Raw genomic sequence first — 19,008 nt, forward strand, 5'->3', positions numbered from 1 at the left:
GGATTCGGCGTACGTCAGGCTGTCGGTGCAGAGCAACGAACGGGCGTACCCCGACGCGGGTGACCTGCGGGTGCTCCGGCGTGCCCGCGCCGCGCCGCGGCGCCGACACCACCGACCGATCCCCCTCCCGGCGCGCCGGGACCCTGCGCCGGCCCCGGGTCCGGGTGCCGCAGCCCCGGATCGTCCCCGCCGAACTGGAGGTCCGCTGACATGGGTGGCCTGCGTTTCCTGCCCTGGGTACGCGACGGCGTCGCCCGCGTGGTCGCCGACACCGACCCGCTGACCGGTGCGCTGCCACGCGCTCGGGCCACGGTCGAGCTCAGCGTCACCGCTCTGGGCACCGAGACCGCCACCGGCGAGACCCGCGAGATCACCGGCACCTCCACCGCCGTGCTGCACGGCCCCGGCGACGTGGTCGGCATCGATCCGCAAGAGATCATCCGCAGCTTCCCCGCCCCCGGCGCGGAGAACGTCGAGGTCTCGATGTTCGCGGCCGTCGAGTTCGACCGGCCCGACCTGCCCTGGCTCTACACGCCGGCCCGGCCCGACGCCCGAGGCGCCCTGCGCCCCTGGCTGGTCCTGGTCGTCGTACCCGTCGACGGCGGCGGACAGCTGCGGACCGAGGCGGGCCAGCCGCTGCCCCGGCTCGCCACCACCATGCGGCAACTGCCCGCCCTGGCCGACTCGTGGGCCTGGGCGCACGCCCAGGTGCTGGTCACCACCGAGGACGAGGACATCGCCGAGGTGATCGCCACCGCCCCGGAACGCACCCTGTCCCGGCTGCTCTGCCCACGCCGGCTCGCCGCCGGCGCCGAATACCTGGCCGCCGTGGTCCCCGCCTTCGCGGCCGGCGTCCGCGCCGGCCTCGGCGAACCGGTCGACGACGCCGGCCCGCTCGCGCCGGCCTGGGGACCCGGATCGGCGCACCCCGGGCCGGACGACCCGGTGCTGCTGCCCGTCTACCACCACTGGACGTTCCGCACCGGACCGGACGGCGACTTCGAGTCGCTGGCCCGCCGGCTGCGTGCCCGGCCGCTGCCCGCCGACGTCGGCCGGCAACCGGTGGACATCGCCGCGCCCGGCGGCGGCCTGCCACAACAGCCCGACGAGGGCGTCGAGGGCCGCTCGGTGCTGGGCTTCGAGGGTGCCCTCGCCGCACCCGGGATGACCCCGACCGTCTGGGCCGACGACGTCCGCGCCACCTGGCAGACCGCCCTCACCGGGCTGCTGCGGCACGCCGCGGACCGGCTCACCCCACCGCTGTACGGCGACATCCACACCCAGGAGACCCAACTGCCCGCCCCCGGCACGGAGCCCCGCTGGCTGTCCGGGCTGAACCTGGACCCCCGCTACCGCGCCGCCGCGGCCCTCGGCACCCAGGTGGTGCAGCGGCACCAGGAGGACCTGGCGGCGGCGGCCTGGCAGCGGGCCGCCGAGATCCGCGAGGCCAACGAGCAGCTGCGCCGGGGCCAGGCGGCCCGGGACACCGCCACCGCGCTCTACGCCCGCCGGGTCGACCCCGATGCCTCCGGCGCGACCATCGACGACGACCGGCTCGTCGCGCTGACCCAACCGGTGCACGACCTGGTCGACCTACCGGCCCGCGGCCTCGCCGCAGGCGCCGCCGGCCCGCTGGACCGGCTGCTGGACGCCAACCCGGGCGCGAAGGCCGCGGCGTCGGCGCCGCTCCGCCGGCTGCTGCGCCCCCGCGGGCCGCTGGCCAGCCGGGTGGACGACGACGCCGCGACAACGGCGTTGGCCCGGCTCGCCGGCGGCGCCAGCCCGGTGCCGGCCGCCCGGGTGCCGGCCGGCGGCGCAGTCCTGGACACCCTGGTCAGCGACGGCCGTGGCGTCGGCGACCTGACCCGCGCGGTGATCGAGCAGGCCGCGACGAACGGCTGGTGGCGCACCGGGACCAGCGGGCCGCCCGCCCGGATGGCCCGCGCCGCCGACGACCCGGTCACCTGGGTCGCCACCAACGGCGGCGATCTGCTCACCGGCAATCGGTTCTTCGTCGGGGCGGCCGACGGCCGGTTGTTCGAGCGACGTCGGTTCGACGCCGGCCTCTGGGTGTGGCACGACCACGGCACCCCACCGGGCACCGCCGTGGCGACCTCCGGCGCGGTCATGCCCCCCGGTCGGGTGTACGTGCGGACCCGCAACAGCCGGCTGTTCGAACGCGCCTGGGACGGCGACCGTTGGGTGTGGACGGACTGCGGGGCCCCGACCGGGGTGCACAGCCGGCCGGTGGTCGGTGGCTCGGTGCTGTACGTGCTCGGCGGCGACGCCGCGCTGTGGCGCTTCGACCCGGCGAACCGCTCCTGGGCATCCCTGGGCAGCCCCGTCGGCGGCAACGAACGGCTCTGGGGCTCCCCGCGGCCGTCGTTCGTCGGCGTACTGGTCGCCACCAGCGCGAACCGCCTGTTCGCCCACAACGGACAGCAGTGGCGGCAGTTCACCGGGCCCGCCGTCTGGGGTTCCCCGGCCGCCGAGCACGCGTATCCCAACCGGCAGTACGGCATCGAGTACGTCACGCCGGCCGGGCAACTGGTGTCGCTGTACGGGGACGGCAGCACGCTGCCGCACAACCCGGTGCCGGACGGCCGCCGAGTGATCTCGCTGGCCCAAGACGTCGCACCGCTGGGCCACGAGGAGGGGCCGGCCATCCTCACCCTCGCCGCAAGCCCCACCAACCCCACCGACATCCGCCTGATGGCCCGCTACCTCGGGTACCACGACGGGCACGGACTCTACTACTGGTACTGGCAGGCGGTGACCACCGCGACCCCCGCCGGCGGACTCGGCGCACACCGGCCCGGCCCGTTCGCCGGCGACTCGCGCGACGGGGAACTGTTCGCGGTCACCGCCGACGGCCGGCTCACCTCGTACCGCTGGGGCTATTCGCGCCCGACGGGCTGGGTCGACCACGGCACGCCGGCCGACCCGCGCGGCGTGGGGCCGGTCGACGCGCCCGCCCCCGCCGACGTGCGTTTCGCGCCGAAGGTGGGGCTGCTCGCCTCGCTGGTCTTCACCCACACCCTCGGGCAGGGCGCCGGCAGCCGGTCCCGTACCCAGGTCGCCCACAATATCGGCGATGACGGCGCGGTGCAGGAACCGGCGCTGACCGCCGCGACGGACGGGCCGACGATCCCGGCGATCGCCCGGGCCACCGCCACCACCCTGGGCACCGTCCTGCCGGGCGGGCGTCCCACCCTGGTCACCGCCGCGCTGCTGCCCGGAACGGCGGCCGGCACCTGCCGCATCGCCTACTGGATCGGCCGGGACGCCGACGCGAACGCCACGGCGACCGGCGGCTGGACCGGCCCGTACGAGCTGCCGGACCCGGTCAGCGCGGACACCGCCGGGCTCGACGTGGCCCTAGCCGACCTGGACGGCGACGGCCGCCCCGAACTGATCGTCGCGTACGCAGTGGACCGGCCCGGACGCGCCGACAACCGGGTGTACTACCGGATCGGCTGGCGGCTCGACGACGACGGCGCGGTCGTCAACGGCTGGACCGACTCGCTGCCCACCCCGATGCAGCTCGACCGGTTCACCGCGGTCGGCATCGACCTGCTCGACATGACCGGCGACCAGGTGCCCGACCTGCTGGTCTTCGCCACCGGCACGGTCGGCGGCACGCCGGTGGCACGCTACCTCACCGGGCGGGGCGTCAACCGGCGCGGCCGGGTGGTCGGCGGGTGGACCGCGCCGCGGGCGGTGCCCGACGAGACGGCGACCGCCCGCGCGGACGGCGCCGGCGTGGCGGTGGCCGACATCAGCGGCACCCGCCGCCCCGACCTGGTGGTCGCCCGGCGCACCGGCGCCACCATCGGATACCGGGTCGGGTTCGACCTCGACCCGAACGGCGTGCCGGTGGACTGGAGCCCCCTGGTCACGGTGACCGGGGCCGCCGACCCCGGCGCCAAAGGCTGCACCGTCGCCTTGGCCGACCTGCGCGCCGACCTGGTCACCGACCGGGAGAAGATGGGTAACACCTTCATGGCCGCCGCCGCCGCCCACCAGGACCGGCTCGCCCCCGCCCAGTCGCTGGCCCGCGACCACCGCCCCGCCCCGGTCGACATGGCCACCGCCGCCGCCGCGGTCCGCGAGACCGTACGCCCGGAGACCGCGGTGGCCGGCGAGGTGCTCGCCGGGCTCAGCCTCGGCGACGGCGACCTGGTCGACGCCCTGCCCGACAGCGGCGACCCGCTGCGCCGGCTGCTCGCCGGGGTCACCTTCGACGTGCCCGCCTACGAGCTGCTGCGCGGCCTCTCCCAGGAGCACGTGGTGCCGAACCTGCCGGCGGTGGCGCCGGAGACGATGACCGCGCTGGCCGCCAACCCCCGGTTCATCGAGGCGTTCCTGGTCGGGCTCAACCACGAGATGAGCCGGGAGATGCTGTGGCGGGAGTTCCCCGCCGACCCGAAGCAAACCTGGTTCCGGCAGTTCTGGGAGGTACGCGGGGCCGTCTCGGCGGGCGCGCCGCTGACCGACATCCCGCCGCTGACCGACCCGGCCTGGCGCAACGGTCCGCTGGGCAGCCACCTGACCGCCGTCGGCGCGCCCGGAGAACAGGCGCTGGTACTGGTCATCCGCGGCGAACTGCTACGCCGCTATCCGTCCACCGTCGTCACCATGCGGGCCGCGACCTGGACCGGCCCGCAGGAACGCACCCCGACCGGGCCGGACGTGCTGCCCATCTTCAACGCCTGGCTCTCCCCCGACCTGCTGCTGTTCGGCTTCCCCTACACCGCCGAGGTGGCGCGCGGCGCCGACCGCCAGGCCGACGGGCCGGCCGGGCACTTCTTCGTGCTCCGCGAGCAGCCGACCGCACCCCGATTCGGGGTGGACCTCACCGGCGACCCGCCGCCACCGGACGCGGTGGTCTTCGGCGCCCAGCAGGGCCGCAACGCCGCCGACACCGCCCTCGCGCTGCTGCAACGCCCCGTCCTCCTGGCCCGCCACGCCAGCGACCTGCTACCGACGCCGGAGACCCGAGCATGAGCAGCACCTCGTACGCCGCCGACCGGCCGCCGCTGTCCGGCGCGCTCACCGGAACCCCGTGGACGCTGGCCGCCACCGTCCCGGCGGTCATGCTTCCGGTACGCCTGGAAACCCGGTTCGCCGGCGCCACCCTGAAGATCCGCGTCTACCCCGACCAGATCCACGTCGACGACCACGAGCCGGGGCTGACCAACGAGGAGATCACCGCCGGGCGGGCGTACTGGGGGGACGGGCAGCCGGGCGGGCCGACCGGCACCCCCGACGAGGCGGCCTGGAGCGACCTGGTCCGCCGCTTCGGCGCACCCCGCGCCGCCTGGATCGCCCGGGTGTTGGAACCGGTCGGCGGGGTCTTCCCCACCGATCCGCTGCCCCGCCCCGGCCCGTGGTGCGAGCCGGCCCGGGCCCGGCTGCTGCCCAACCAGTGGTACGCGGTCGGCCGCACCGCCAGCGGCAAGCTGTTCACCGGCACGTCCGCCCCGGTCACCAAGGACCTGCCGGTCGGCCCCAGCCCGGTGCTCACCGGCAACGGCAGCATCGACCGGCTCTCCGCCGAGGCGCCGCCGGTCGACGAAGGGATGCGGTGGGCGGTCGACTTCGCCACCGCCGTCGCCGCCGGCATGGCGTTCACCGTCACCGTCCCGGTCGACGCCAAGGGCCAGCCGGAGCCGGTGGAGCGGCTGCTGGTCTTCGGGCTGGACACCACCACCGGCCCGGCCGGGTCCGCCCGGGCCCTGGCCCGGCTGCTGGAGGCGCACGCCGCCACCGACGGGCTGGCGTTCCTCGCCCCGGACACCCCCACCAACAACACCGACACGGACACCCCGGCGGCCGCCCCGACCGTCACACCGGTGACCGGCGGGGACAGCGCGACCGAAGCCGCCGCTGCGGAGAGCGCCGCCGCGCTGGCCGCCACCGTGCTGGGCCTCGAGCTGACCGCGGCCCCGCAGGACGCGCTGACCGCCGCCCGCCGGCAGCCGGCCCGCACCGGCGCGCCGACCGCGCTGGCCCGGGCCACCGGCGCCACCGCCGTCGACCGGCCGACCGGGCGGCTGGTCCGCCGGCTGCTCTGGCCGGCCAGCTTCGGCAGCCTGCTGCGGCACCTGCTGCCGGTGGCCACCCCGGCCGAGCAGGCCGCGGTACGCGAACACTTCGTCACCCACGTGCACGCCGAGGGTCCGCTGCCCACGCTGCGGGTGGGCCGGCAACCGTACGGGCTGCTGCCGGTGGCCAGCCTGCGCGACTGGCAGCCGGCCGGGCCGGGCGAGGCGAAGGCGGTGGCGCTGCTGCACAACCTGTGGCGGCAGGTCTGGCTGCCCTCTCCCGTGCCGCGGATCGTGCCCGGCCTGCGCGACCCGGAGGGCACCCTGCTGGAGATCCTCGCCACCGACGCCCGGGTGTTGGAGGTCCGGGCCCGCAGCATGCTCGGCAACGAGTACGTCAGCTGGCTGTGGCGCTTCGCCCGACTCGGGCTCGGCCCGGACTGGCGCGAGCAGGTGGTGGAGCCGGCCCGCGACCTGCTGACCGCGATCGGGCTGGGCGGCCCCACCGACCCCCGACTGTCCCTGGCGGTCTTCGCCAAGCAGGCGTACGCGCTGGGCACCCCGCTGCTCGACGGCCCCGGACGCCCCCGCGCCGACCGGGTTCGGGCGTACCTGGGCGCGCTGGCCGCGGTCGGTCTGCGCGGCGACAAGATCCCGGTCAGCCCCGGCGCCGGCCCGGTGCCGCTCTTCCACCGGCTGCTGCGGGCCGCCCTGATCGCCGAGCACTCGGCCGCCGCCCACGCGTTCGCCACCGAGGCGGGGCTGCCCGAGGCGGCGGAGCTCCCCGAGCCGGAACTGGTGGACGTCCGCCCACGCGACCGCACCCGCGTGCTGCGCAGGCGGCTGGACACGCCGGTGCCAGGCACCGCCGACACCGTCGGCACGTACCTGGCCGGCGTCCGGGACGATCCCCGGCAGGTCCGCGCCACCGCCGACCTGCGGGCGTTCCGCACCACCCTGACCGGGCTGCGCGACGCCCTCGAGGACAAGCTGCCCACCGCCGACCTGGAACGGCACCTGGCCGGGACGCTCGGGCTGGCCAGCCACCGGCTGGACGCCTGGATCACCTCCCTGGCCACCCGGCGGCTGGCCCAGCTCACCGCTGGCGGGACGCCCGGGGTGCACGTCGGCGGCTACGGCTGGCTGGTCGACCTCGCGCCGGCACCGAAACCGACCATGGTGGACCGACCGGCGGACATCCCGGAATCGGTGGCCCCGCCGAAGCTGCCGCTGGCCGCGGCCGGCGCCGGGCACGTGCACGCCCCCTCCCCGGCGCAGGCGGTCACCGCCGCAGTGCTGCGCAGCGCCTCCCGCAGCCACGGCGGCGACCCCGGCCTCGCGGTGGAACTCTCCTCCCGCCGGGTCCGCCTCGCCGAGCAACTCCTCGACGGGGTACGCGCCGGGCAGAGCCTCGGCGCGCTGCTCGGCTACCGCTTCGAACGCGGCCTGCACGACCACCCGGCCGGCCCGTGGGACCACCTCCTGCCTACGTTCCGCGCGCTCGCGCCAGTGCGCGCGCACCGCGTCGACCCGACCCCCGACGGCGGCGCAACGATCGCCGCCACCGTCGAGTCGACGGCCACCGTGGACGGTCTGGAGCTGCACCGGCTGCACCAGGCCGGCCAGCTCAACCAGTGGCTGCGCAACCGTTCGGCCACCGAACGCACCGCCGTCGCGGAGATCCTCGCCGACCTGGCCGAGGCGGTCGACGCGGTGGCCGACACGTTGCTCGCCGAGAGCGTGCACCAGCTCGCGCTGGGCGACCTGAACCGGGCCGCGGCCGCCGTCGACGCCGCCTCCGGGGCGGCCACCAACCCGCCCGAGCTGCACGTCACCCGTACTCCGGTCACCGGGACGGCGCTCACCCACCGGGTGCTGCTGCTGGTCAACGCCGACGACCGCTTCGCCCGGCTCCGGCAGGACTGGCCGGCCGGGCGCGGCGACCACCCGCGCATCGCCGGCACCGCCGTGGACGCCCTCACCTCCGTGCTGCTGCCGCCCTCGTTCCGGGTCTTCTGGCGCTACCGCTGGCACGCCCCGGACGGGATCACCGCCACCGTCTGGCGGCCGGCGAGCCTGGACCGGATCCAGACGCCGGCGGTGGACCTGCTCGCCGCGCCGCCGCACCCCGGCCAGCCGGACGACGCCGAACTGGACCGCCGGATCGCCCTGGACGCCTGGGGGCCGCTGCGGCCGACCGAGGTCGGCGACGAATGGACACTGGAGCTGGACTACGGCCGGGATCCCGGCTGGCCGCTGGACCGGGTCAGCCTCGCCGAGTTCCTGCACGCGGTCAACGTGCTGCGCGACCTGTACGGCCGGTCCCGGCCGGTGGTCGCCGCCGACCTCGGCACCGACCCGTCGGTCCCGCCACAGCCGGACGAGGGCACCAAGGCGCAAGCCGACGAGACCTGGCAGGCGACCCGGCGGACCGCCACCGGGCTGGCCGAGTTGGCCGCCGGGGACGAGGCGGCCGCCCGCCGCCTACTCACCGCCGCCGCCGGCCTCGGCGTGGTCGGCGCGGTGCCGCCGCCCCCACGCCCGGGCAGCGCCGACGCGGTCGCCGACACCGCGGCCACCACCCGGTTCGAACTGGACCGCCGGCTCGCCGCGCACTGCCGGGTCATCGCCGAGCTGCACGACCGGACGCCGTGCCCGCCCGGCGAATGCCGGTGCGACCCCGCCACCGACTTCGACCGGCCGGACGCGCCGCCGGCCCGCCGCCGGGAGGCCCAGATCGCCCGCCTGCGGGCCCTGCTCGGCCCGGACATGCCGGTGCTCCCCCGGGCCACCGCGCCGCAGCCGGCGCAGCTGGCCACCGCCCTGGCGGCCAGCGACGCGCTCCAGGGCGGCTCACCCCATCCGGTACGCCGCTGGCTGTCCCGCTACGGCCGGGTCCGCCCCGCCGTGGGCCGGTTGCAGGAGGTCCTCACCTCCGCCGGCGCGCTCGACGCCGGGGGCGTGGTGCGACTGCCGGCCACCGTTCGGGTGGCGCAGCTGCCGTACGCCCCGGGCGACCGCTGGGTCGGTGAGGCGCCGCCGAAGCCCGGCACCGAGCCGCTGTCCCTGGTGGTGGTCGCCCCCGGCGGGATCGACCCGACCCGCCCGGTGCACGGCCTGGTGGTCGACGAGTGGACCGAGGTGGTGCCGGCCGGGCAGGTGCAGACCGGACTCACCTTCGAGTACGACGCGCCCGGCGCCGCCGCCCCGCATGCGGTGCTGCTGGGCCTCGCGCCGCAGGGGGCGACGAATTGGCAGCCGGGCAGCCTCGCGCAGGTGCTGGAGGAGGCGATGGACCTGGCCCAGGCCCGGGCCGTGGACCTGGACTCCCTCGGCGCGGCCGGGCAGTTCCTGCCCGCCCTCTACTTCCCGACCAACGTGGCCGAGACCACGACCACCACCGACTTCGTGCCGGACGCGACGCTGACGCCGCAAGGCGGACAGGAGGCACCGTGAGCGCGAGGAGTGAGCCGGTCCTGCGAGCCCCGCAGTCGCGAGCAAAGGAGGCACCGTGACCACCGTCGACCAGCCGACGGCCGCCACCGAATCGCCGTCGGTCACCACCTGGACCCGGCTGGAGCCGCGTACCCGGCGGGCCGACCTCGCGCCGGCCGTGGACGCCCGGATCGCCGACCCGCTGTGGCTGCTCGCCCGGCAGTGGCAGCTCGGCGAGTTCACCGGCGAGGACGCCGGCTCACCGGTCGCCGCCCGGGTGCACGCCGAGGTCGCCCGGTTCACCCGCTACCGGCCCGGCCCGTACGCCGGGGCGGTGGGACTGCCCGCCGCAGTGCCGTGGGAGACGCTGGTGGAACGGGAGGCCGCCGCGACCGCCGGGGACCTGCGCTTCGCCGTGGAGAGCGGCCAGCAGCTGCTGCGGCTGCTGGCCGACGCCGGCGCCGGCGAACTGGGGCCGACGGTGTGCGCCACCTACCCGGTGCCGGCCACCCCACCGGACGGCGCCTCGGCGGCCGACCCGGAGACCGTCGGCTACCTGCGCGTCGCCGCCGGCCGGGTGCCGCACGGGGAACTGGCGTTGCGCGCCTGCGCGGAAGACCGGTTCACCCGCCAGGTGCGGGTGCCCGACGCCCTGCTCGCCTCCGTCCGCCAGGCCGTCGCCGACTGGCTGACCTGGCTGGGGGTGCCGGCCCGGTCCGCCGGGCCAGCCCCGGGCTACCTGCTGCAACTGCCGGGTGTGCTGGCCACCGGCGGGGCCCGGCCGACCGCGCCGCCGTGGCCGCCGGCCGACTTCACCCCGCTGTTCAGCACCCCCGGGCTGGAGGGGTCGGCGTGGCGGCGCGAGCGGATGGAGTACGAGGCCGCCGTCGCCGCGCACGACGGCCAGGCCGAGCTGGTGCTCACCGCGCGCGAGTACGACGGGAACCGGCTGGACTGGTACCACTTCGACCACGAGCCGGGCACCACGCTGGAGGCGCGCCCGGGCGTCGAGGACGTGGTGAAGGTGCTGCTGCCCACCCCGGTGGCGTACGCCGGCATGCCGTCGACCCGGTTCTGGGAGCTGGAGGACGCCCGGGTCAACCTTGCCGGCATCGGCGCCGGCGCCGGCGACCTGGCCCGGATGTTCGTGGTCGAGTACGGCCTGATCTACGCCAACGACCACTTCCTGCTGCCGCTGGAGCTGCCGGTCGGCTCGGCCACCCGGATCCGCTCGCTGCTGGTCACCGACACCTTCGGCGGGCAGACGCTGGTGCCGGCCGCGCCGGAGTCCACCGCGCTGTTCCGGCCCGCCCGTCCCGGCGGCGGGACAACCGACGTGCTGGTCCTGCCGGCCACCGCCGCCGCCACCCTCGACTCCGCCCCGGTGGAGGAGGTCCGCCTGGGCCGCGACGAGACCGCCAACCTGGCCTGGGCGATCGAACGGATCGTCACCGGCGCCACCGGCCGGCCGATCGACCGCACCGCCCAGGTCGGCCGGGCAGCCGTGCCGCCCCGCCCGCCGGCCGACCCGGACGTGCCCGCGCTGTCGTACGCCTTCGCCACCACCGTGCCGGAGAACTGGGTGCCGCTGCTGCCCGGCCCCACGCAGGACCGCCCCGACGTGGTCCGGCTGCGCCGGGTCCCGCTGCAACAGCCGTCCAGGGACGGGGAGCCGGTCGCGGTGACCGGTTACAGCCGGCTGCTCGACTGGCGCGAACGCGACGGACGGCTGGTGGAGCTGGCCTTTCCCGAGGAGGAGGTGCCGCGCGCCGGCAGCCGGGTGCTGCGGCAGTGGCAGTTGGCCCGGTGGACCGACGGGTCGGTCCACCTCTGGCTCGGCCGCGCCCGGCACCTCGGCGCGGGTGAGGTCTCCAGTGGCCTGCGCTACGACACCGTCCAACCGCGCTGACCACCCGCCCGCGACCGACACAGACAGCGGAGAACGCTCATGCCGATCATCTGGAAGAAGAACCTGCCGCTGCCGATGGCGCGGCCCCGGTACTACGACTACGAGTACCTGCGCGCCGCCGACCTCACCCAGGCGCTGGACTACCTGCTGGCCCGGCAGAACCTGGCCGCCCGGCTGCTCCAGCCGATGGGCGTGGTCAGTGGCCTCGACCTCACCCCGACCGGCAGCGACGTGACGGTCAGCCAGGGCGTCGCGATCGACGGCGACGGCATCGTCATCGTGCTGCCGGAGAACCGGCGCGCCACGATCCCCGGCGACGGCACCTTCTTCGTCTGGATCGAGTACCACGAGTTCCTGACCGACCTGCGCGACGAGGGCGGGGTCGCCGCGGAGACCCGGTGGACCGAGGAGGGGCTGGTCAAGGTCAACGCCACCGCCCCCACCGACCTGGCGCACGCGGTGCTGCTGGGCAAGGTGACCCGGGCCGCCGGCACGGTGACCGTGCAGAGCACCGGCCGGCAGGTCGCCGGGCTGCGGGTGCCGGTCGGCGCGATCGTGCCGACCGTCGGCGCCGGATCGCAGGCGGGCGTCACCTTTCCCCCCGACCCGGGCGGCGGCAGCGGCGACGAGGCGTACATCCGCTACTGGCCTTACGCCGGCGAGAACACGATCCTGCGGATCGCCAACAACAACGACCCCGACGACCTCATCGCGTTCCACCAGTACGGCGCCGACCGGCTGCGCATCGGCGGCAGCATGCTGCACCTGGGCAGCCTCGAAGGCGCGACGGTCAGCGCCGGCCAGGTGGTCACCGCGCTCGGCTTCTGGGGGCCGGGGGTGCAGCACGCCCAACTGTCGTTCCGCGCCGGCAAGGGCTTCGAACTGGTCGACCGCAGCGCCGACGGCCCCAGCCTGGCGTACGCCGAAGGCAGCAAGCCGTACGCCGATCTGGGGGTGCGGGAGCTGCGCGCGGCGACCCTGCGCGGGCGCGGTGGGCTGTCGGCGATCGCCGAGGGCGCCTTCAACCTGCGGGCCACCGGCGGCGTCACCGTGGTGAAGGACGCCAACGGCACCGGCGACCTGAGCGTCCAGGGCGTCCTCAACCTGAGCGGGAACATAAACGTGCCGGCCGACAACTTCATCATCGGCGCCGGCCGCATGCACACCAAGGGCCCCGAGCGGCTGCACCTGCTCAACCGCAGCGGGGTCTGGGTCGGCTTCTCGGGAGACGGCGCACCCGACGCGGGCTGCCTCTGGGTGGAGAAGCGCGGCCAGTTCGGCGGCGACGTGACCATCCTGGGCAAGCTCAAGGTCGGCCCGGACACGCCGCCGGCGGCCTCGTGGAGCGGCGGCGGCATCAGCACCTTCGACCTGTTCTCCTCCGGCGGCATCTACCTCGGCCTCAACCAGACCAGCGGCTACACCATCAGCATGTACGCCGACAGCGGCGTCATCAGGGGCAAGTCCAAGCAGTTCGCCATCGACCACCCGCTGGACCCGCCGGACGCCACGCAGCGCCGCCAACTGATCCACGCCGCGATCGAGGGACCGGAGAACGGCGTCTACTACCGGGGCGAGGGCCGCCTCGAACACGGCGTCGCCACCGTGGAACTGCCCGCGTACTTCGAGGCGCTGACCCGCCCGGAGGGCCGCACGGTCCAGCTCACCCCGGTCTTCGAGGACGACGAGCCGGTCGCCGCGCTGGCCGCCGGCCGGGTCCGCGACGGTGCCTTCCGGGTCCGCACGGTCGACGGCTCCACCGCCTCGCACGCCTTCTACTGGGAGGTCAAGGCCGTCCGCGCCGACCTGGAGCCGCTGGCCGTGGAGGTGCCCGCGTGATGCCGACCGGCTGGTGCCCGGGTACCCGCACGGTCACCAGCATGCTCGCCACCTACCCGGGCACGAGCTGCGTACGGATCTTCTTCGGGCCCGGCGACGGCCTGCCCGCGTCGGCCTGGACCGACCAACGGCAACGGCTGGCTCAGACGCCCGCCGCCGCCGACGTGATCGTCTCGCACAAGGACCCGGACGTGGACGCCGCCGCGTTCGTCGCCGCCTGGCAGGCCACCAGCCGCACCGGCCGACTGATCCTGGTGCCGCACCACGAACCGGAGCAGCAGACCGGCGGCGACCCGACACCGGAGGTGTTCCGCCGGTCGTGGACCCGCACCCGCACCCAGGTGGGGAACCACCCGGCCCGGCACGACGGCCGGTTGCGGCTCGCGGTCTGCTGGACCCTGCAATGGGTACGCCGGGTCGACGCCACCGGACGCCGGGTCAACGACTGGCGCGCCTGGTGGCCCGACCACGAGGCCGACACGGTCGACCTGGTCCTCGCCGACTGGTACCCGTACGACGCGAAGGCCCGCAACCCGTTCCGCCCCGCCGGCTACGAGGACCCGGCCGCGGCCCTCGCCATCATGGTCGAGCTGTCCAAGGCCACCGGAAAACCCTGGGGCATCGCCGAAATCAACCACCCACGGATCACCACGGCGGGCGGCTACCCGGCCGACCTGGACGCCGACGGCAGCCGCTGCGCCGACTGGTACCGGCGAATGCACGCCTGGGCCAAGGCGAACGGCTGCCAGGTCTGGTCACACTTCCACCGGGACGAGGGCGACCTCACCGACCGGACGGCCGAGCAGCAGGCGCTGCGGGATTTGATCACCCAGGAGTCCAAGGCACCACGCCGGCTCGCCCCTGCCCTGGACGCGCTGCGTGCCGAGATCACCCGCCGCTGGCCGGGCACCGACCGTATCGTGGTCGACGCGACCCACCACGCCGACCACCGGCCCAACGCGCGGGACACCGTCGACGCGTTCGACGTGGACGTCACCGGAGTCGACACCGAGGCGCTGCTGGCCGCGTTCCAGCGCCACCCGTCGGCCGCACAGTGGATCCTCGCCGGCAACACCGCCCGCGTCGACGACAGCTGGATCCGGCGGCCATACCCCGGCACCGACCCCGGCCGGGGCCGGCTGCACCTGGGCATCCGGGCCACGGCGGCGGCCGAGCGGGACCAACGCCCCTGGGGCCTGGTCGTCGACGACGGCGGCACCGACGTGCAGCGGTTCCTCGCCCTGCTGAAGGACCCGGCCGTGGCCCGCCAACTGGGCGCCCTGCCGTGGCAGCACGCCGGCGACGGCATCCCGAAGGGCATGTCCACCCTCGCGGTGCTCGACGAGATCCTGCAGACGGTCCGCGTCATCGGCGAGGCCGTCGCCCGGCAGGCCGCGGACCCGGCACCGGTACGGGCGGCGCTGGCCCGGCTGCCCGAGCCGCGCGCCGAAACCGACCTCGCGGCCAGCGCGCCGGTCGGGGCGCCGGTCGTCGTCGGTCGGTCCCGCACACCGGCCGATAGCCACACGCTTGCCGACGCGCTCGCCCCGCGGGTGCTCGCTATGCTGCCCGATGCCATCGGTCCGTCCCACGCCGAACTGACCGCCGTTATACGCGCTGGCCTGGCCGAGGTGCTGGGCGATGGTGAAGCAGGGTGTCAGCCATGTCTCTGACGCCCGCGTCACGTTGCCGCTGTTTGGCGGCACCGATGTCATAATCGCCCGTGCCATTGACTCAACAGCAGGTACAGCCGCATGTTTCGCGCTTCATCGCGGCGATCGAGAAGACCAACTCCTGCTGGTATCTGATTGGACGAGCCCGAAGCAACGGCTACGGTTCGATCATGGCCGACGGCAAGCGTGTCAGTGGGCACCGTTTCGCCTACGCCGCATTCGTCGGTGACGTACCGCCAGGCCATGAAATTGATCACCTCTGCCGAGACCGGGCCTGCGTCAATCCGGCTCACCTGGAGTTGGTCACCCGGACCGAGAATCTCCGGCGGCGGGACCACTTCGGAAAGCCCCTTGGGCACCTGCCCCTAGCAGACCGGCTTCTCGCCCGCCGGCTCGTTGACGGTGAAGGGTGCTGGATTTGGACCGGCGCCAAGGTGCGCGGCTACGGCGTCCTCTCCGTCGCGGGCCGGACCCGTTACGTTCACCGGGTTGCCTACGAACTCGCCGGTGGCACGCTCGGCGGTGACCTGACGCTCGACCACCCCTGCCAAAAGCCGGCCTGCTTCAACTCTGATCACCTTGAAGCTGTGTCCCGCCCGGAGAACAGCAAGCGAGCAGCGACGTCGAGCAGACGCCGACGCACGTGCCGCAACGGGCACGTCCGGCAGAAGGTCGGTGTCAACTCGGACGGAACCTGTGCAGGCTGTCATCCCGACCGCCGTCGCAAGGGTCCTCCTCGACGTGGCGACGTACATATCAGATGCGCCAAGGGACACTCCTACGCCGAGACCGGTCGTTACCCCTCGGGCGGCTGCATCGCCTGCCAGAAAGTCAAGGACAAGGGCCGACGGAAGGGTCCCCGTCCACCCCTACAGCATTGTCCTCGCGGTCACGACACATTCCAGGTGGGCAGATCGCGCAGCAACGGCGAGTGTCGTGAGTGCGCCCGGCAGTATGCCCGCACCCGATACGGCTACCGACGCACCGCAGCGGAGCTGGTGACCCGCTGCCGGAATGGGCACGTCCGTACTGACGAAAACACCCGCATCGTCAGCAGAACCCGGAATGACCAGCAGCGTACGGAGCGACTCTGCCTGGACTGCCGGCGCGAGGCGGTGGCCCGCCACGAACAGCGGCGCGCCCGCCACAGGGCCGGTGACGGGCGGCCTTCAGCGAACTCCCGTCACTGACCGATCTCGGCTCTGCCACAGGGCCAGCATCGGCACCGAAATGGCCAGCGCGTACAGCATGGCCGTTAGGCAAGCGGCGTGGACGGCCTCGACCGAACCGGTGGGCTGCCGCGCCGATCAGGCCAGCGCACGACCACCCGGAGGAGACCTCGGCTCCACCGATCCCGTACGGCCGGCCCGCCGGTCGGCGGCCACCCAGCTCGATCGGCGCGGGTCGGCCGCCGCTCGGGTCGCCGCGTCGCCGATAGCCGACACCTGTCTTGCCGCACCGACCTCGACTTTCGACAGTGGATGTAGACCTTCACCCTGCCGGCCTCGGCGGGCCGGCGAGGGCGAGGCGAGCCGCCGGCGTGGACGCCGCGCGCCTACCCCAGCAGAAAGCGGAGGCACGGTGATGGACACCGCCACGTTCGACCCGGACTACCAGGTGACCGTCTTCGAGGAGGACGACGACCCGGAGTCCCTGATCGGCGACGAGGTCGACTTTGACCTGGCCATGGACGAGGAGCACTGACGTGAGCGCTCACCTGGCACCCACCCTGCGGGTGCTGCGCGAGGAAATCAACGCCCGGTGGCCGCACCGGGACCGCACCTCCGACGGCTGGATCGGCGACGCCGCCCACCAGGCGCGCGGCTCCCGCTCTGACCACAACCCGGACAGCGACGACGGCTCGGTCAACGCGATCGACGTGGACGTCGACGGCATCGACCCGCTGCTCGTGGTCCGCGAGTGCATCACCCACCCGTCCTGCGAGTACGTGATCTACAACCGGGTGATCTGGAGCCGCACCCGCGGTTTCGCCGCCGCCCGCTACACCGGTGACAACCCACACGACAAGCACCTGCACGTCAGCGTCAGCCACCAGCGGGCGCTGGAGGACAGCCAGCGGCCGTGGGGCATCGCCACCGCGTCGGAGACCCGACTGGGCGACCGGATACTGCGCAACGGCAGCCAGGGCAGCGACGTCCGGGAACTGCAGACCCTGGTCAACCGGCTCGGTGCCGCGCTGGCGGTCGACGGCGCGTTCGGTCCACGGACCACCGCCTGGGTGCGCGCGTTCCAACAGGCCCAGAAGCTGACGGTGGACGCCATCGTCGGCCCGGCCACCCTCGCCGCGCTGCGGCGCGCCACGGCACCGCCACCGGCGACGGCGGGTAACCCGCCCGGCTCACGGACCGTCCGGCACGGCAGCACCGGCGACGACGTCGCCTTCGTCAAGCGCTTCATCGGCACCCGCCGGTGCGGCCCGCCTGGCACCGACTTCGACGAGGTCACCGAGGCGGGGGTCCGTTGGTACCAGCGGATGCGCGGCCTCACCGGCGACGGCATCGTCGGCCGGCTCACCTGGGCGCAGATGGGCGTCCGGGTCACCTACTGAACGGCTCAGGAGAATGCTCATGCGGGTGTCCTTTCGTCCCGCCCGGGACGCGTTCGCCTTCACCAACGGCTTCGTCAACCACATCAAGATCGCCGGAGTGCCGATCACCGACACCAGGGGCCGGTGCGGCGGCATGGCATTCACCGCGCTGGACCACTGGCACCAGCGGCTCCCGGTGCCGGACACGGCCACGCTTCCGGCCGATGGCAACCCGGTCGCCGACTACATCTACGACCGCCTGATCACCAGCATCCTCGACAACTGGACCACGTACGCCCAGTTCATGAGCACTTCGGACCACCCGACGACCCTGGGCGGTATCGGGGTGGCCCGGATGACCCGGGAAGAACAGTTCCCCAAGCTCAAGCAGCTACTCGACCAGGGGCTCCCGCAGCCGCTCGGCCTGGTCCAGTCGCGGGACCCGGGCGGCTTCGCCAACGACCATCAGGTGGTGGCGTACGGCTACGAGCAGGACTCCGCCCGCACCCGGGTCTTCATCTGGGACAACCGCTACCGCCGCCGCGAGGACGTGCTGGAGTTCAAGACCGCGTACGACCCGGCCGACCGGGTCATCCGGCAGAGCAACGGCGACGAGTGGCGGGGCTTCTTCGTGGAGCGCTACTCCCCCCGGCTGCCCTGGTACCTGGCCAAGGGCAAGCTGCTGCGCGACCGCTCCGACGCGCGCATCTTCGTCACGTACGGTGGGGCGAAGTTCTGGGTGACCAGCCCGCAGGAGTTCGACCGGCTGGGGCTGCGCTGGACCGAGGTGGTCGAGCTGCCGGACGGCTCCACGGCGTACGTCGCCGACCGGCCCGGGGACCGGATCCTGTTCCGGGAGATCGACCGCCCCGAGGTGTACGTGACCTACGGCGGGCGCGGCTTCCACATCCCCGACCCGGACACCCTGCTGCGGCTGGGCTTCACCGGGTCCGACGTCCGCGTCGTGCCGCGCGACTCGCTGCGCGCCCTGGCCCCGGTGCCGGCCGAGGGCACGGTGCTTCGCGAGGAGCACAAGGACCCCGTCTACCTGGTGTCCGGTGGCGCGCTGCGCCACGTGCCGGATCCCACCACGTTCACCGCGCTCGGGCTGCGCTGGGACCGGGTCGGGGTGGTGCCGGACGGCGCGCTGGCCAAGCTGCCGATGGGTGACCCGCTGCCCACCTCACATCTGCCGGCCTGGTCGGAGCTGCCGGCGGGCCAGCTGATCACGCGGGATCACGACGCGGTCGACTACCGGATCGAGGCCGGTGCCAAGCCCGCGAACGAGGTGGAGTTCGTGTTGAACCTGGGCACCGGGCTGACCTGGCGCAAGGAGATCGGCCTGCACGCCAAGGACGGGGACTGGACGATCGCGGTGCAGGACAACAGTCGCACCGCCGCCAACGGGCTCTACCGTTACCAACTCGCGGAGGGGCAGCTGCGGCTGCGTAAGGCAAAGCTGTTCGGCGTGGTCACCGGCGTGCTGGAGCTGAACGACCTGGACCGGTTGCCGGCCGGCGCGCGGGTCACCTTTACCTGGGTACGGGACTGACCGCG

The 19,008-nt window shown here is 74.5% G+C and carries 10 protein-coding genes; 9 read left to right on the forward strand and 1 reads right to left on the reverse strand.

Translation table 11 applies throughout. The annotated features are described in order from the left end of the window. Positions 1-80: 80 nt before the first annotated feature. From AB0C02_RS21695 to AB0C02_RS21720, 6 genes are read left to right on the forward strand one after another with little or no spacing between them, the layout of a single operon-like run. Positions 81-209 carry a hypothetical protein gene (locus AB0C02_RS21695; RefSeq protein WP_357550500.1) on the forward strand — a complete coding sequence of 43 codons (129 nt, stop codon included), beginning with the start codon at positions 81-83 and terminating at the stop codon, positions 207-209. A gap of 1 nt (position 210) precedes the next feature. Further along, positions 211-5,007 carry a hypothetical protein gene (locus tag AB0C02_RS21700; RefSeq protein WP_357550501.1) on the forward strand — a complete coding sequence of 1,599 codons (4,797 nt, stop codon included), beginning with the start codon at positions 211-213 and terminating at the stop codon, positions 5,005-5,007. Further along, positions 5,004-9,503, forward strand: coding sequence for a hypothetical protein (locus AB0C02_RS21705; protein ID WP_357550502.1), 4,500 nt, complete (start codon positions 5,004-5,006; stop codon positions 9,501-9,503). The genes AB0C02_RS21700 and AB0C02_RS21705 overlap by 4 nt, the downstream gene beginning before the upstream one ends. Positions 9,504-9,558: 55 nt before the next feature. Beyond that, on the forward strand, positions 9,559-11,391 hold the full coding sequence (locus AB0C02_RS21710; protein WP_357550503.1) for a hypothetical protein: 1,833 nt from the start codon (positions 9,559-9,561) through the stop codon (positions 11,389-11,391). A 39-nt stretch (positions 11,392-11,430) separates the two neighbouring features. Further along, positions 11,431-13,230, forward strand: a complete 1,800-nt coding sequence (locus AB0C02_RS21715; RefSeq protein WP_357550504.1) for a hypothetical protein — start codon at positions 11,431-11,433, stop codon at positions 13,228-13,230. Beyond that, positions 13,230-14,903, forward strand: coding sequence for a hypothetical protein (locus tag AB0C02_RS21720; protein WP_357550505.1), 1,674 nt, complete (start codon positions 13,230-13,232; stop codon positions 14,901-14,903). The genes AB0C02_RS21715 and AB0C02_RS21720 overlap by 1 nt, the downstream gene beginning before the upstream one ends. A 38-nt stretch (positions 14,904-14,941) precedes the next feature. On the opposite strand, the gene AB0C02_RS21725 is transcribed toward AB0C02_RS21720, so the two are convergent. Further along, the gene (locus AB0C02_RS21725; RefSeq protein ID WP_357550578.1) at positions 14,942-15,262 is read right to left on the reverse strand and encodes a hypothetical protein; all 321 of its coding nucleotides are present in this window, start codon (positions 15,260-15,262) and stop codon (positions 14,942-14,944) included. Between AB0C02_RS21725 and AB0C02_RS21730 the strand changes: the two genes are divergently transcribed. The 3 genes from AB0C02_RS21730 to AB0C02_RS21740 all read left to right on the forward strand — a co-directional run bounded on the left by AB0C02_RS21730 (position 15,152) and on the right by AB0C02_RS21740 (position 19,003). After that, on the forward strand, positions 15,152-16,093 hold the full coding sequence (locus AB0C02_RS21730; protein ID WP_357550576.1) for an HNH endonuclease: 942 nt from the start codon (positions 15,152-15,154) through the stop codon (positions 16,091-16,093). The genes AB0C02_RS21725 and AB0C02_RS21730 overlap by 111 nt on opposite strands. A gap of 515 nt (positions 16,094-16,608) precedes the next feature. Beyond that, the gene (locus AB0C02_RS21735; protein WP_357550506.1) at positions 16,609-17,472 is read left to right on the forward strand and encodes a peptidoglycan-binding protein; all 864 of its coding nucleotides are present in this window, start codon (positions 16,609-16,611) and stop codon (positions 17,470-17,472) included. Between the two features lie 25 nt (positions 17,473-17,497). Then, entirely contained in the window at positions 17,498-19,003 is a 1,506-nt protein-coding gene (locus tag AB0C02_RS21740) for a hypothetical protein (protein ID WP_357550507.1), read from the forward strand. Positions 19,004-19,008 lie beyond the last annotated feature (5 nt).

This window comes from Micromonospora sp. NPDC048999, from assembly GCF_040649295.1.
GTDB lineage: Bacteria > Actinomycetota > Actinomycetes > Mycobacteriales > Micromonosporaceae > Micromonospora.